Raw genomic sequence first — 13,514 nt, forward strand, 5'->3', positions numbered from 1 at the left:
AAAAGCCTCCAAAGCAACGAAAATGGCCGCCCTCAATCCTCACAACAAGCCTCCCGCAATATTGCGCAACGGGCCCCACGAGGGGGAGATTGGATGCCGCGACCGCTTTCGCCAATCTCCGATGCAGAAACGCCGGCCCTGGGGCCGGCGTTTCTCATTTCAGACCAGGCTCATCAGCCAAGCCTGGCGTCGAGCGAAACCTTGATCGCGCCGAGCGCCTGGGAGACCGGGCATTCGGCCTTGGCCTTCTCGGCCAATTCCTTGAATTTCGCGGCATCGATGCCGGGCACCTTGCCGACCAGCGTGATCGCGCTGCCGGTGATGCCTGTGCCTGGAACCAGCGTCACCACGGCCTTGGCGTCGAGTTCGGCCGCGGGCGTGCCGTTCTCGGCCAGGAAATGCGAGAGCTGCATGGCGTAGCAGCCGGCGTGCGCGGCGGCGATCAGTTCTTCCGGATTGGTGCCGGATTTGCCGCTTTCGTCCTCGAAGCGCGCCTTGAACGAATAGGGCGTGCCTTTCAGGGTTCCGCTCTGGGTGTCGAGCGTGCCCTTGCCCTCTTTCAGATTGCCTTTCCAGACGGCGTTTGCGGTGCGGTCCATGGAGTCCTCCTGGGTTGATTTGGGTAAGCCTGTCGATCAGCGTCCGGTCAACTATAGCGCGGGCAGACGCGAAGGCCACTGCGCTCTTTCGACGAGGTGCCGGCTGAGGCGTTCGCTTTTAATCTCTGAAAAAATGTACGTGCAAAAATGTCGAATTCCATCTGCCTCGGCCGTCCTGCGAGCGGCCACGGATTTCGTGGCGGATGGAGGTTCACATGAACAATCTATTTTCTGCTCACTGGACAGGCACCGGCCGCCAGGCAGGTGAACAAGAAATCGACTTGTTGCGGCAGCCGGCGTCCGGCTTTGGCCGGCTGCTTGTGGCGGTCGCCATCATCGGGGTCGGGGTGTGCTTCCTCGATCATGCGGCGGACAAAGGCCCGGCTGACAACTTGATCGCCTCATCCTATGGTTCGTCACGATAAGGAGATGACATGCAGTATGTTTGCCTGGTCTACGGCGAAGAGAAAGATCTCCATGCCATGACGACAGAGCGGTTGGCCAAGCTCGACGCCGATTCGATGGCCCATGACCGGTCATTGGACCAACGCGGTATGCTGATTATCGCGCAGGCGCTGCAATCGGTGAAAACCTCGAAAACCGTCCGCAGACGCAAGGGCAAGAGACTTGTCACCGACGGCCCGTTCGCGGAAACCAAAGAGCAGTTGCTTGGGTTCGTCATGATCGAAGCGAAGGATCTCGACGAGGCGCTGGACATCGCCGGCGAGATTCCGCTGGGCGAAATCGGTTCCATCGAGGTGCGCGCGATCTACAACGTGCCGGGGTCATAATCCCCGTCATGCGTTGCGGTCACTTGGAAACCGAGGACGTTCGGTCGAGCGAACGTCCCCGTTTTGCCGGGCTCAACTCTTGCGTGTTGAAGCGAGCCACGAGTTCTCCTATCGTCGTTCAAGACCTTGGGGGATTTGGACATGCCTTTCCTGATTGCTGTCCTTGGCGTGCTCGGAGCGGCGGCGTTGTGGTGGTACCGGATGAAGGCCATGAACGACGCCGCGCGCGAGGTCGCCGACGTCGTCGGGCGCGTGCAAGGCAACATCAGGCGCAAGAAGCTTCGCAAGCAGGCCGCACTCTCGCCGCTGACGGCGATCGACGATCCGGTGGTGGCCGCCGCGACGCTGATTGCATCTATCGTCTTCGAGAACGGTCCTATCCTGCCGCAGCGCGAGGCTGTCATGCGGTCGGTGATTTCCGAGATCGCCAACAAGAAGAAGACGGATGAGGCGGTGGTCTATGCCAAGTGGGCGGCGTCGCAGATCGACGATGCCACTGTCGTCATCGACAAGCTGGCGCCGTTCCTGCGCGAGCGTCTCGACGTCGCGGAACGAAACGATCTGCTGCAGATGGTGAACCGCGTCGCCCAGGGCGGCGAGCAGCGCCTGCAGATATCCGACCAGAGGATATTGCGCTTGCGCCAGAAGCTCGGCTTCGAGGTCAACTAGCCCGCGACAGGCGATCAGATCGCCTCGCCTTTCAATAGCCGCGGCGTGCCGGCCGAAAGCCCCGACGCCTGGCGGATGAAGAACTCCTTCAGCCGTGGCATGCGTTCGACGAGGCCGAGGCCGATGTCGCGAACGGTGCGCAGCGGGGTGATGTCGTTGGAAAACAGCCGGTTCAGCACATCGGTCGTGATGCCCATCTGCACCGTGTCGAAGCGGCGCCATTGCTGGTAGCGTTCCAGCACGTCGAGCGCGCCGATGTCCTGGCCGAGCCGGTCGGCTTCGACGATCACCTCGGCAAATGCGGCCACATCCTTGAAGCCGAGATTGAGGCCCTGTCCGGCGATCGGATGGATGCCATGGGCGGCATCGCCGGCAAGCGCGATGCGCGGCGCGACGAAGGCGCGCGCGATGGTCAGGCCGAGCGGCCAGGCGCGCGGCTTGTCGGCGACGCGGATTTCCCCAAGCTTGAGGCCGAAGCGCTGTTCGAGTTCATGTTCGAAGACGAGATCATCGCCTTCCACGAGCGTTTTCGCATCTTCCGACCGTTCGACCCAGACGATCGACGAACGGTTGGTGCCGTCCTCGTCGGGTTTCAGCGGCAGCGTGGCGAAGGGGCCGGCGGGAAGGAAATGTTCTTCGGCGCGGCCATTGTGCGGGCGTTCATGCGCCACGGTGCAGACGATGCCGGACTGGCCGTATTCCCACTTGACCGTCTTGATGCCAGCCATGTCGCGCAGTTTCGAATTGACACCGTCGGCGGCAACCAGCAGCCGCGCCGTCAACGTAGCGCCGTCGGCCAGATGCACCGTGATGCCGGCGCCCTTGGTTTCAAAACCTTGCACCGCCACGCCTTCGATGATGTCGACACCGAGCCTTTCGGCCTTGGCCCGCAAGGCGCCGTTCAACGCCCTGTTGGCGACCATGTGGGCGAAGGGTTCGCCCGGCGCCACCTCGCCGCCGAAGGTCAGGAAGACCGGGCGCACCGGATCGGCGCTGCGTGAATCGGTGATGATCATCTCGGTGATCGCCTGCGCCCGCGGCGCGATCTCGGCCCAGACGCCGAGCTGGTCGAGCATGCGGCAGGCGGCCGCGGCGATGGCCGAGGCGCGGCCATCCCTTTGCCAGGAACCGGCGGGCGCCGCATCGACCAGCGCCACGGCAAGGCCCGGTCGGGCCTGCTTCAGCGAGACGGCGGCGGCCAGGCCGACATAGCCGGCGCCAGCGACGAGGACATCGAGCCCGGATCTGGTCTTGGCGTCCGCCTTGCGTTCCATTGTCCTGGCTCCTTGCGCGCCGACCGGGGCCCTGCGCCCTTGACGGCTCGTTCTTCCTGTCGGAAACCGCCATAGCAATTTTGCGGCGAGGTCACAAAGCATGACGGCGGCGATCGACGAGCTCCTGCGCATTCTCGACCTCGAGAGGCTGGAACACAATCTGTATCGTGGTCGCAGCCCCCAGGTGGAATGGCAGCGCGTGTTCGGCGGCCAGACGATCGCGCAGGCGCTGGTGGCGGCGCAGCGAACGGTCGAGCCGGACCGTTTCGTACATTCGCTGCATGGCTATTTCATGCGGCCGGGCGACATCAAGGTGCCGATCATCTACGAGGTCGACCGCATCCGCGACGGCGGTTCCTTCACCACGCGGCGCGTGCTGGCGATCCAGCACGGACAGGCGATCTTTTCGCTGGAGGCTTCGTTCCAGGTCGACGAGAAGGGGCTCGAGCACCAGTTCGCGCTGCCCGACGACGTGCCGCCGCCGGAAGGTCTGAAGACGCAGCGCGAGCTACTCGAAACCGCCGACCGGGTGCCGGAGGCGGTGCGCCGCTTCTGGGCGCGCGAGCGGCCGCTGGAACTGCGGCCCGTCAATCTCCAGCACTATGAAAGCCGCGACAAGCTGCCGCCCAGGCAGAATGTCTGGATCCGCCTTGCCGGCCCGGTTCCCGACGATCGCGCGCTGCAGTCGGTGCTGCTCGCCTATCTCTCCGACATGACGCTGCTCGACACCTCGACCTTCGCGCATGGGCGCGGCCTGTTCGATCCCGACATCCAGGCCGCCAGCCTCGACCATTCGATGTGGTTCCACCGGCCGCATTCGCTCGACGGCTGGCTGCTCTACGCGCAGGACAGTCCCTCGAGCTCGGGATCGCGCGGTTTCAGCCGCGGCACGCTCTATGCCCGTGACGGCACGCTGATCGCCTCGATGGCCCAGGAGGGGTTGATCCGGCTCAAGCGTTGAGCATCGCGAGTCTTGTTTGAGCAAGATTCTTTCCGAAAGCCGGTTCCATATTTTGTAGTCACGCCCAAAGCCGGCAAAATAGGCAATTTCGCAAAAATGCCTATTTTTTAATCGGATGGTGCGCCGCACACGCAGGCACCTGCCGGCCCCGGCCGCTCCAATCCCTTTGTTTACAACGGCTTAACACCTGCTTCGGCAGTTGGCACGGAGCTTGAATCCTTGGGAGCACTCTCCGGCTCTTTGGGATCGGTGAAGGTGTGCAAACGCGGGGGTCCGCAACAGCAAAGGGTGAAACCTTATGAAAATCGTGATGGCAATCATCAAGCCGTTCAAGCTGGACGAGGTACGCGAAGCGCTTACCGCCGTCGGCATCCAGGGCCTGACCGTCACCGAAGTCAAAGGCTACGGGCGTCAGAAGGGACATACTGAAATCTATCGCGGGGCGGAATACGCGGTCTCCTTCCTGCCGAAGATCAAGATCGAAGTCGCGGTCGCGGCAGACATGGTCGACAAGGCCGTCGAAGCCATCACCGCCGCGGCCAAGACCGGCCAGATCGGCGACGGCAAGATCTTCGTCTTCGGCATCGACCAGGCGGTGCGCATCCGTACCGGCGAAACAGACAGCGACGCGCTCTGAGCGGCGAACACGTATTCCAATGGAGAGTTCAATGAATATTCCTTCCACCTTGAAGACGACGGGAAGGGCGGCCCTGCTGGGCTCGCTCGCTCTTGCAGCGTTGGGCAGCGTCGCCGCCTTCGCGCAGGAAGCCGCACCCGCTGCCGCGGCTGCCGCGCCGGCCGCCACTCCGGCCCCGGTGCTCGATACCGGCAACACCGCCTGGATGCTGACCTCGACGGCGCTGGTGCTGATGATGACCATCCCGGGCCTGGCGCTGTTTTACGGCGGCATGGTGCGCAAGAAGAACGTGCTAGCCACCATCATGCAGAGCTTCGCCATCACCTGCCTGGTGACGGTGCTTTGGTTCATGTTCGGCTATTCGCTGGCCTTTTCCGACGGCGGCGGCATGAATGCCTATCTCGGCGGCACTTCGAAATTCTTCCACCACGGCATCACCACCGCCAGCCTGTGGCTGCCGGGTGTGGCCAACATCCCTGAATTCGTCTTCTCGATGTTCCAGATGACGTTCGCCATCATCACGCCGGCGCTGATTGCCGGCGCCTTCGCCGAGCGCTTCAAGTTCTCGGCACTGCTGATCTTCATGGCGCTGTGGCTGCTGATCGTCTACGTGCCGATCGCGCATTGGGTCTGGGGTGGCGGCTTCCTCGGTACGGCTGGCGTTCTCGACTTCGCCGGCGGCACGGTGGTCCACATCAATGCCGGTGTCGCGGGCCTCGTCTGCGCGCTGGTGCTCGGCAAGCGCGAAGGCTATGGCACCACCAACATGGCGCCGCATAACCTGGTCTATTCGGTCATCGGCGCATCGCTGCTGTGGGTCGGCTGGTTCGGCTTCAACGCCGGTTCGGAACTGGCGGCCGACGGCCTTGCCGGTGCCGCCATGCTCAACACCCAGGTTGCCACCGCCGCTGCGGCATTGGCCTGGATGTTCGCCGAATGGATCATCGCCAAGAAGCCTTCCGTGCTCGGCATCATCTCGGGCGCCGTCGCCGGCCTCGTCGCGGTGACGCCGGCTTCCGGTTTCGTCAACCCGACCGGCGCCTTCATCGTCGGTATCGTGGCTGGCGTCGTCTGCTACCTCTCGGCGGTCAAGGTGAAGCACATGTTCGGCTATGACGACTCGCTCGATGCCTTCGGCGTGCATGGCGTCGGCGGCGTGGTCGGCGCCCTGCTGACCGGCGTGCTTGCCGACCCGGCGATAAACAGCCTCTCGTCGGGCGCTTCGCTCGGCAAGCAGATCTACGGTGTCGCCGTCACCATTATCTGGACGGCGGTCGCCACCTTCGTCATCCTCTACGTCGTCAAGGCGCTGGTCGGCCTGCGTCCGTCGACCCAGGAAGAGGTCGAAGGCCTCGACATCTCCCAGCATGGCGAAGTGGTGCCGTAAGGCATCCTTGCCAAGGGGCCGGCGGAAACCTCCTCCCGCCGGTCCCTTATCTCCATGCAATTCCGGACGGAAAACCGCGAAAGCACTTTTCCTGGAATTGTTTGAAAAGCATCCCGTCGTGACGCTCCCACAAGGACCTCACGCCTTGAGGCCCGGATCGCTTCGGGCCTCTTTTTTTGGTAATTCCTTCTGGTGAAGATCAACTTCGCGCAATCACGTTCGCGTGAAGCAGATTTTCGAGGAAACATCGACCAGCCAGTCTCCGAACTGTGGAGGCGACCGTCGTTCTGACGCTCGCGTTTTGAAACACAGGGAAGGAATTTTCTCATGAACCTCAAGAATATCTGCCTCGGGGCACTCGCGCTTTCCATGGTCAGCGGCTTTGCATTTGCCGGCGCACTGGACGAGCCGGACAACATGGCGCCGTTCTTCACCGATTCCAGCATGAAAACCATGAAGCCGATGGCGGAATTCAAGACAGCTTTCATGGCCATGCCGAAGGAGAAGCAGGAGGCCATGATGAAGGAATGCCAGGATGCGGCGATGAGCAAGCCGCACGCCGAGTTCTGCGCCAATGTGAAGATGCTCGGCGGCGCCAATTAGTAACACGCGACCCGACCCGACGAATGGATGGCGGGCCAGGGCGCCCGCCATTTTCATGTGGTGCGGACACTGGAGGTATTGATGTCAAAAGGACGGTCGCCGCAGCCTTATAGTTAATGCGCCCTTAACCTTCCCACGCCTAGTCTGGCATCCGAATCTGCCGGAGTGCGTCATGCGCTCGGGCCAGGCAATCACTGACGGGGAAGAGCATGCGTTCAGGGGCTTCAGCACCGCTCGCGCTGACCGATACGGGGCACGGCATCCAGGCATTCGCGCGGCGCCAGGTCGGCCGTCTGGTCGGTGCCGGCCTGTTCGCGTTCACCGTCTTCGCCGTAGCAAGCCTCGCGACCTGGAACGTCGCCGACCCGAGCTTCTCGCACGCCACCGCCAACATCGTCACCAACGCCATGGGTTATGCCGGCGCCGTCTTCTCCGACCTCGCCATGCAGTTCTTCGGCCTTGCCGCGGTCGCCGCGCTGGTTCCTGCCGTCATCTGGGGCTATCTCCTGTTTTCCGCGCGCGGCGTCGACAGGCTGCCCAAGCGCGGGCTGTTCTGGTTCGGTTTCGCGCTGCTCGCCGCCGCGATCGCGGGCTGCATCGTTCCGCCCAAGACCTGGCCGCTGCCCACCGGCCTCGGCGGCGTCTTCGGTGACATGGTGCTCAAGATTCCCGGCGTCCTCATCGGCGGATATCCGACCGGGCTGATCGCCAGCGTGCTCGCCATATTGCTGGCGGCACCCGCGCTCTGGCTGTTCGCCTATGGCGCGGCGCTGATCGGGCGCAAGAACGGCTTCGCCGTGATGGAAGAACCGGCCGCCGCGGATCCGCGCGAGGACGAGCTTCTGTTCGACAATGACGAGGACGAGGGCGACGAGGGCATACTGGCGCTCGGCGCGATCACCCATTGGTGGCTTTCGTTCCGCGCTTGGATGCATCGTCGCGCTGTGCGCCGCAGGCAGGAGCGGGACGAGTTCGAACCGGAGATGGAGCCGCCCGCCAGCGCCTGGCGCCGTGCCGCCGAACGAGTCGAGTCGGCCGAATTCGCCGAATCCCGCATGAGCCAGGACGGCCGCGCCCGGGTCGAGCCGGAATTCTTCGCCGCCATGGTCAACGACCGCGGTGTTTCCGTCGATCCGGCCGACGACGATGTCTTCGGCCGCGGCGACGAGGACATGGATTTTGACGACGAGCCGGTCGCCCAGCGACGTGCCCCGACGGCCAAGGTCCAGCAGTTCCGTTCCGATGCCGCCACCCGGGTCGAGGCGCCCGCAGCGCGACCCGTGCCGGGCGCCCGCGTCCAGCGCGAGGCGCAGACCTCGCTGATCGGCTCGGACATGTTCGAAATGCCGTCGCTGCATTTCCTGTCCGAACCGAAGAATGTCGCGCGCGACCCAAGTCTTTCCAAGGACGCGCTGGAACAGAACGCGCGCCTGCTCGAAGGCGTGCTGGAGGATTTCGGCGTCAAGGGCGAAATCATTGCCGTTCGCCCGGGTCCGGTGGTCACCCTCTACGAGCTCGAACCGGCGCCGGGCATCAAGTCGTCGCGGGTGATCGGCCTCTCCGACGACATCGCACGCTCAATGAGCGCGATTGCCTGCCGCGTCGCCGTCGTACCGGGCCGCAATGCCATCGGCATCGAACTGCCAAACGCCAAGCGCGAGACCGTTTATCTCAGAGAGATCATGGCCAGCCGCGACTTCGAGACCACCAAGGCCAAGCTGGCGCTGGCGCTGGGCAAGACCATCAATGGCGAGGCCGTCATCGTCGACATCGCCAAGATGCCGCACGTGCTGGTCGCCGGCACCACCGGTTCGGGCAAGTCGGTCGCCATCAACACCATGATCCTCTCGCTGCTCTACCGGCTCACCCCGCAGGAATGCCGGCTGATCATGATCGACCCGAAGATGCTCGAACTCTCCGTCTATGACGGCATTCCGCATCTTTTGACGCCGGTCGTGACCGACCCGAAAAAGGCGGTAGTGGCGCTGAAATGGACCGTGCGCGAGATGGAGGACCGCTACCGAAAGATGTCCAAGGTCGGCGTGCGCAACATCGATGGTTTCAACGCGCGCGTGCAGCAGGCCGAGAAGAAGGGCGAAAAGATCTCGCGCACCGTGCAGACCGGATTCGACCGCCAGACCGGCGAGGCGATCTACGAGACTGAGAATCTCGATCTCGAGCCGATGCCTTACATCGTCGTCATCATCGACGAAATGGCCGACCTGATGATGGTCGCCGGCAAGGACATCGAAGGCGCCGTCCAGCGCTTGGCGCAGATGGCGCGCGCCGCCGGCATCCATGTGATCATGGCGACGCAACGTCCCTCGGTCGACGTCATCACCGGCACCATCAAAGCCAATTTCCCGACCCGCATCTCCTTCCAGGTGACGTCGAAGATCGACAGCCGCACAATTTTGGGAGAGCAGGGCGCCGAGCAGCTGCTCGGCATGGGCGACATGCTCTACATGGCCGGCGGCGGCCGCATCCAGCGCGTGCACGGGCCGTTCGTCTCCGATGACGAGGTCGAGAAGATCGTTGGGCACCTGAAGCTGCAGGGCGTGCCGGAATATCTCGACGCCATCACCGAAGATGACGGCGAGGACGACGACGAGCCGTCCGGCAAGGGCGGTTCCGGCGGCGGAGGCGGTGGCAATTTCGAGGATTCCGATGATCCCTACGATCAGGCGGTGTCGGTGGTGCTGCGCGACGGCAAGGCCTCGACCAGCTACATCCAGCGGCGTCTGGGCATCGGCTACAATCGTGCCGCCTCGATCATCGAGAAGATGGAAAAGGAAGGCATTGTCGGTCCGGCCAACCATGCCGGAAAACGCGAAATCCTGGTGCCGACCGAGGACGACAAATTCTGACAGTGGAGAGTTCGCGGCAACTTCGAACCTTCTGGCGCGTTCAACCGGCTGAGCAGCGATCGCCTCGCCAAACTTCAGCCCAACTGGGGGTTCACGACAGCGATCAAATCAGGAATCAGACGAGAGTGACCGATATGAAAAACGATCTTTCAGCGCTGAGCGATTTTGCCCCGACACGCCGCCAGCTGCTTGGCCTCGGCCTGGTGTTCGCGGGTGCCGCCGCGCTCAACGTGGTGCCCGGATTCGAGCTGCTCGCCTCGGCGCAGGCGGCCGTGCCTGCGGCGGCGCAAAAGATCGCCGACCATTTCTCGGCGGTCAAATCGATGAGCGGCGAATTCGTCCAGTTCGGCCCCAAGGGCGAGCAGACCGGCGGCAAATTCTTCCTGGAACGGCCGGGCAAGATCCGCTTCAACTATGACGGGGCTTCGAATTTCCGGGTGATTTCCGACGGCAGATCGGTTGCCATCCTCAACAAGAGACTGAACACGTCGGATCTTTATCCGCTCTCGAAGACGCCACTGAAGCTGCTGCTCGACGACCGCATCGACCTCTCCGGCAACCGCGTCAAGAGCGTCAAGGAAGAAGACGACCTCACCACCATCCAGCTCTCCGACAAGTCGGTTTTCGGCAATGCGCGAATCACCATGATGTTCGACCCGAAAACCTATGATCTGCGGCAGTGGACGATTACCGACGCGCAGGGCAAGGATACGACGGTGATGATCTTCAACACCAAGGAAGGCGTCAGTTTCGCGCCCGACACCTTCGCCATCGACTATACGGCCAATCGCGAGCTGAACACCAAGACACGGTAGTCTTCGTCGCCTCGCTTGTTTTTCCGGCGTGTGGCTGGCAGTAGTTCGGCGATCTATCGCCGGATCTTGCCGCATGCCCTTTTCGATCGCCACCTGGAACATCAACTCCGTGCGCCTGCGCATGCCGATCATCGAACGCCTGCTCGATGAGTACGCGCCCGATGTGCTCTGCCTGCAGGAAACCAAGGTCCCGGACGAGCTCTTTCCCGAAAAAGCCTTTCGCAAGGTCGGCTATCCCTACATCGCCTTCCATGGCCAGAAGGGCTATCACGGCGTGGCGACGGTGGCGCGGCGGCCGATCGAGGTGGTCGAAAAGCGCCGTTTCTGCGACATCGAGGACAGCCGGCATCTGTCGGTGACCGTGCGGGCCGGCGGCAAGACGATCCTGGTGCACAATTTCTACGTTCCGGCGGGTGGCGACGAACCGGATCCCGAGATCAACAGGAAGTTCAGGCACAAGCTCGACTTCGTCGCCGAGATGAACGCCATCCGGGCCGAGCACGGCGAGGTGTCGGCCTCGGTGTTGGTCGGAGACCTCAACATCGCGCCGCTGGAGCATGATGTCTGGTCGCACAAGCAATTGCTCAAGGTGGTCAGCCACACGCCGGTCGAGACCGAGAACTTCGAGGCGATGCGGCTGGCCGGCGGCTGGGTCGACCTGATGCGGCTCAACGTGCCATCGGAACAGAAGCTTTATACCTGGTGGAGTTATCGCGCGCAGGATTGGGAGGGGTCCAATCGTGGCCGGCGGCTCGACCATGTCTGGTCGTCGCCAAACCTGGTGCCTGATTTTGCCGGCTACGAGATCCTGCGCCAGGCACGCGGCTGGGACCGGCCGTCGGACCATGTGCCGGTCATTGCCCGGTTCGACTTGGATTAACGGAGTCGTCGATAAAAAGGCGTTCGTCGCGATCCTTCCCGCCAAGCATCGAGTTCTCTCGCGGCAACGGCCTCAACCCGAAAAGCGCGGGGCCAGTTCCTCGATGCGGCGGATCATTTCGTGGAATTCCTCGGAGATGCGCTGGTGGAGTTTCACCGCCAGTTCCGGATACTCCTCCAGGATGCGCCGGAACATCTTGCGGCTCAGCCTTATCACCTCCGAATCGATTTCGGCCGAGGCGCTGGTCAGCCGGTTGGTGTCGGCGATTAGCGCCAGTTCGCTGAGCATCGTGCCGGGACCGACTTTGCCGATCGGGATGCGCTCGCCATTCTGCTCGCGATAGAGCACGATACGCCCGCTGACCACGACATAGGCCGAGTCGGCCACGTCGTCCTCGCGATAAAGCTTGTGGTCCGCCTGCACGAGAGTGGTCTCGGCTCCGAAGGCGAGCAGGCGCAGCTGTTCCTGCGTGAAGCCTTCGAAAAGCCTCACGGCGGACAGGATGCGGATGTCGTCATCCAGCGCCATCTAGCTTTGTCCCCGAACGGTCAGTCCAATCCCTCCTCTGCGGTACGGTCCCTGAATCCCCCTCCAACAGGATCGTACCCGAAAGCGGCCCCGCCCAGACCGCTCATTGGATAGTGCAATGTTTAAGGAACCAGCTTGTAGCCGCCGCTTTCTGTCACAAGAATTTCAGCATTGGAAGGATCGCGCTCGATCTTCTGGCGCAGACGGTAGACATGGGTTTCCAGCGTGTGCGTGGTGACGCCGGAATTGTATCCCCACACTTCCTCCAGCAGCACGTCACGCGTCACCACCTTCTGGTCGGCGCGATAGAGATATTTGATGATCGAGGCCTCCTTTTCCGTCAGCCGCACCTTGCCGCCGCGCGGGTCGATGAGCAGTTTCTGGCTGGGCTTGAAGGTATAGGGGCCGACCGAGAAGGTCGCGTCCTCGCTCTGCTCATGCTGGCGCAGCTGCGCCCGGATACGGGCAAGCAGCACCGCGAAGCGGAATGGCTTGGTGACATAGTCGTTGGCGCCGGCCTCGAGACCCAGAATCGTGTCCGAATCGGTGTCGTGGCCGGTCAGCATGATGATGGGCGCCTTGTAGCCGCCCTTGCGCAGGATCTTCACCGCCTCGCGGCCGTCCATGTCGGGCAAGCCGACATCCATGATGAGCAGATCGATGAGCCCGCCACGCGCAGCGGTGACGCCTTTTGCCGCAGTGGATTCCTGCAGCACGTCGAATTCCTCGTAGAGGGACAATTGCTCGACCAGTGTGCCGCGCAGGTCGTCATCGTCATCGACGATCAGGATGGTACGTGAGGTCATGGATCAATCCGTAGTTTTGAAAAGTGAATTCAGTTGACCGCTGCGTATTTATGCGGAAGCTTGCCGGCACAATAGCCGATCACAGTGATTTGTTCCGTGGCACGATCATACAAGAAAAAACGCGATCGCAATGCAGCCGGCGCAATTTTGGCAAAACGGCTGCGCGTGATGACCGTGCGGGCGAGGCCCGGCCACCCAAGCCAGGGCCTGCTGCAGGCCGGCAAAACGGTGTTTGCCTGCGCGCTGGGGCGTGGCGGCATCTCGTCCGGCAAGCGGGAAGGCGACGGCGCAACGCCGCTCGCTTCGATGCGCATCCTGGCGGGCTATTTTCGGGGGGATCAGTTTGCCGCCGGCCGCAGGACGCGGCTGGCGATGGCGCCGATCGGGCCGGATCTCGGCTGGTGCGAGGTCCCAGACGACCGCAATTATAACAGGCCGGTCAAGATGCCCTATGGCGCCAGCCACGAACGCATGCGGCGCGACGACCGGCTCTATGACGCCTGCCTGGTGCTCGACTGGAACATCGCGCCGCGCCGCCGCGGGCGCGGCAGCGCCATCTTCTTCCACCTGGCGCGTCCCGGCTTCACGCCGACGGAAGGTTGTGTGGCGGTCACCGCGCGCACGATGGCGCGGCTTTTGCCGCTGCTGTCGGACCGGACGGTGGTGAGGGTGGTGAGATAGGGGAATGGGGGAATGG

Annotated in this window: 15 protein-coding genes; 11 read left to right on the forward strand and 4 right to left on the reverse strand. The window is 63.0% G+C overall.

Going from position 1 to position 13,514, the window contains the following annotated elements:
* Nucleotides 1-173 precede the first annotated feature (173 nt).
* Nucleotides 174-599, reverse strand: a complete 426-nt coding sequence (locus tag FJ960_RS29190) for an OsmC family protein (protein ID WP_027145525.1) — start codon at nt 597-599, stop codon at nt 174-176.
* A gap of 215 nt (nt 600-814) precedes the next feature.
* On the opposite strand from FJ960_RS29190, the gene FJ960_RS29195 reads away from it, so the two are divergent.
* The 3 genes from FJ960_RS29195 (at nt 815) to FJ960_RS29205 (ending at nt 2,059) form a co-directional block, all read left to right on the forward strand.
* Nucleotides 815-1,024 carry a hypothetical protein gene (locus tag FJ960_RS29195; protein WP_140718554.1) on the forward strand — a complete coding sequence of 70 codons (210 nt, stop codon included), beginning with the start codon at nt 815-817 and terminating at the stop codon, nt 1,022-1,024.
* Between the two features lie 9 nt (nt 1,025-1,033).
* Nucleotides 1,034-1,390 (forward strand): YciI family protein, encoded by a 357-nt coding sequence (locus tag FJ960_RS29200; RefSeq protein WP_027145523.1) that lies wholly within the window; start codon nt 1,034-1,036, stop codon nt 1,388-1,390.
* A gap of 141 nt (nt 1,391-1,531) precedes the next feature.
* Nucleotides 1,532-2,059 (forward strand): hypothetical protein, encoded by a 528-nt coding sequence (locus FJ960_RS29205; protein ID WP_140718555.1) that lies wholly within the window; start codon nt 1,532-1,534, stop codon nt 2,057-2,059.
* Nucleotides 2,060-2,073: 14 nt separating this feature from the next.
* Here the strand turns inward: FJ960_RS29205 and FJ960_RS29210 are convergent, their stop codons facing one another.
* Nucleotides 2,074-3,333 carry a ubiquinone biosynthesis hydroxylase gene (locus tag FJ960_RS29210; RefSeq protein ID WP_140510199.1) on the reverse strand — a complete coding sequence of 420 codons (1,260 nt, stop codon included), beginning with the start codon at nt 3,331-3,333 and terminating at the stop codon, nt 2,074-2,076.
* 100 nt (nt 3,334-3,433) lie between these two features.
* On the opposite strand from FJ960_RS29210, the gene tesB reads away from it, so the two are divergent.
* The 7 genes from tesB to FJ960_RS29245 all read left to right on the forward strand — a co-directional run bounded on the left by tesB (nt 3,434) and on the right by FJ960_RS29245 (nt 11,483).
* Complete coding sequence (gene tesB, locus FJ960_RS29215) at nt 3,434-4,294, forward strand: acyl-CoA thioesterase II (protein ID WP_140510201.1); 861 nt, start codon at nt 3,434-3,436, stop codon at nt 4,292-4,294.
* Between the two features lie 298 nt (nt 4,295-4,592).
* A complete protein-coding gene (locus FJ960_RS29220; protein ID WP_015315049.1) occupies nt 4,593-4,931 on the forward strand; it encodes a P-II family nitrogen regulator in 339 nt (112 codons plus the stop codon).
* 31 nt (nt 4,932-4,962) lie between these two features.
* Nucleotides 4,963-6,318 (forward strand): ammonium transporter, encoded by a 1,356-nt coding sequence (locus FJ960_RS29225; protein WP_027145518.1) that lies wholly within the window; start codon nt 4,963-4,965, stop codon nt 6,316-6,318.
* A 327-nt stretch (nt 6,319-6,645) separates the two neighbouring features.
* The gene (locus tag FJ960_RS29230; protein WP_140510205.1) at nt 6,646-6,921 is read left to right on the forward strand and encodes a hypothetical protein; all 276 of its coding nucleotides are present in this window, start codon (nt 6,646-6,648) and stop codon (nt 6,919-6,921) included.
* 209 nt (nt 6,922-7,130) lie between these two features.
* Nucleotides 7,131-9,788 (forward strand): DNA translocase FtsK, encoded by a 2,658-nt coding sequence (locus FJ960_RS29235; protein ID WP_140718556.1) that lies wholly within the window; start codon nt 7,131-7,133, stop codon nt 9,786-9,788.
* Between the two features lie 134 nt (nt 9,789-9,922).
* A complete protein-coding gene (locus FJ960_RS29240; protein ID WP_140510271.1) occupies nt 9,923-10,603 on the forward strand; it encodes an outer membrane lipoprotein carrier protein LolA in 681 nt (226 codons plus the stop codon).
* Nucleotides 10,604-10,676: 73 nt separating this feature from the next.
* Nucleotides 10,677-11,483: an exodeoxyribonuclease III gene (locus FJ960_RS29245; protein ID WP_140718557.1), complete on the forward strand. Its 807-nt coding sequence runs from the start codon at nt 10,677-10,679 to the stop codon at nt 11,481-11,483.
* A 72-nt stretch (nt 11,484-11,555) separates the two neighbouring features.
* Here FJ960_RS29245 and FJ960_RS29250 read toward each other — a convergent pair whose 3' ends face one another.
* Nucleotides 11,556-12,011 carry a cyclic nucleotide-binding domain-containing protein gene (locus FJ960_RS29250; RefSeq protein ID WP_027145513.1) on the reverse strand — a complete coding sequence of 152 codons (456 nt, stop codon included), beginning with the start codon at nt 12,009-12,011 and terminating at the stop codon, nt 11,556-11,558.
* 122 nt (nt 12,012-12,133) lie between these two features.
* A complete protein-coding gene (locus tag FJ960_RS29255; RefSeq protein WP_027145512.1) occupies nt 12,134-12,817 on the reverse strand; it encodes a response regulator transcription factor in 684 nt (227 codons plus the stop codon).
* A gap of 84 nt (nt 12,818-12,901) precedes the next feature.
* Between FJ960_RS29255 and FJ960_RS29260 the strand changes: the two genes are divergently transcribed.
* Nucleotides 12,902-13,498, forward strand: a complete 597-nt coding sequence (locus FJ960_RS29260; protein WP_140718558.1) for a L,D-transpeptidase — start codon at nt 12,902-12,904, stop codon at nt 13,496-13,498.
* The last annotated feature ends 16 nt before the right edge of the window (nt 13,499-13,514 follow it).

This window comes from Mesorhizobium sp. B2-3-11 (assembly GCF_006442215.1).
Taxonomy (GTDB): domain Bacteria; phylum Pseudomonadota; class Alphaproteobacteria; order Rhizobiales; family Rhizobiaceae; genus Mesorhizobium; species Mesorhizobium salmacidum.

Excerpts from the sequence above, each read along its gene's own strand:
- FJ960_RS29190 (WP_027145525.1), bottom strand. The coding sequence starts at position 599 with ATGGACCGCACCGCAAACGCCGTCTGGAAAGGCAATCTGAAAGAGGGC.
- FJ960_RS29195 (WP_140718554.1), top strand. The coding sequence starts at position 815 with ATGAACAATCTATTTTCTGCTCACTGGACAGGCACCGGCCGCCAGGCA.
- FJ960_RS29200 (WP_027145523.1), top strand. The coding sequence starts at position 1,034 with ATGCAGTATGTTTGCCTGGTCTACGGCGAAGAGAAAGATCTCCATGCC.
- FJ960_RS29205 (WP_140718555.1), top strand. The coding sequence starts at position 1,532 with ATGCCTTTCCTGATTGCTGTCCTTGGCGTGCTCGGAGCGGCGGCGTTG.
- FJ960_RS29210 (WP_140510199.1), bottom strand. The coding sequence starts at position 3,333 with ATGGAACGCAAGGCGGACGCCAAGACCAGATCCGGGCTCGATGTCCTC.
- tesB (WP_140510201.1), top strand. The coding sequence starts at position 3,434 with ATGACGGCGGCGATCGACGAGCTCCTGCGCATTCTCGACCTCGAGAGG.
- FJ960_RS29220 (WP_015315049.1), top strand. The coding sequence starts at position 4,593 with ATGAAAATCGTGATGGCAATCATCAAGCCGTTCAAGCTGGACGAGGTA.
- FJ960_RS29225 (WP_027145518.1), top strand. The coding sequence starts at position 4,963 with ATGAATATTCCTTCCACCTTGAAGACGACGGGAAGGGCGGCCCTGCTG.
- FJ960_RS29230 (WP_140510205.1), top strand. The coding sequence starts at position 6,646 with ATGAACCTCAAGAATATCTGCCTCGGGGCACTCGCGCTTTCCATGGTC.
- FJ960_RS29235 (WP_140718556.1), top strand. The coding sequence starts at position 7,131 with ATGCGTTCAGGGGCTTCAGCACCGCTCGCGCTGACCGATACGGGGCAC.
- FJ960_RS29240 (WP_140510271.1), top strand. The coding sequence starts at position 9,923 with ATGAAAAACGATCTTTCAGCGCTGAGCGATTTTGCCCCGACACGCCGC.
- FJ960_RS29245 (WP_140718557.1), top strand. The coding sequence starts at position 10,677 with ATGCCCTTTTCGATCGCCACCTGGAACATCAACTCCGTGCGCCTGCGC.
- FJ960_RS29250 (WP_027145513.1), bottom strand. The coding sequence starts at position 12,011 with ATGGCGCTGGATGACGACATCCGCATCCTGTCCGCCGTGAGGCTTTTC.
- FJ960_RS29255 (WP_027145512.1), bottom strand. The coding sequence starts at position 12,817 with ATGACCTCACGTACCATCCTGATCGTCGATGACGATGACGACCTGCGC.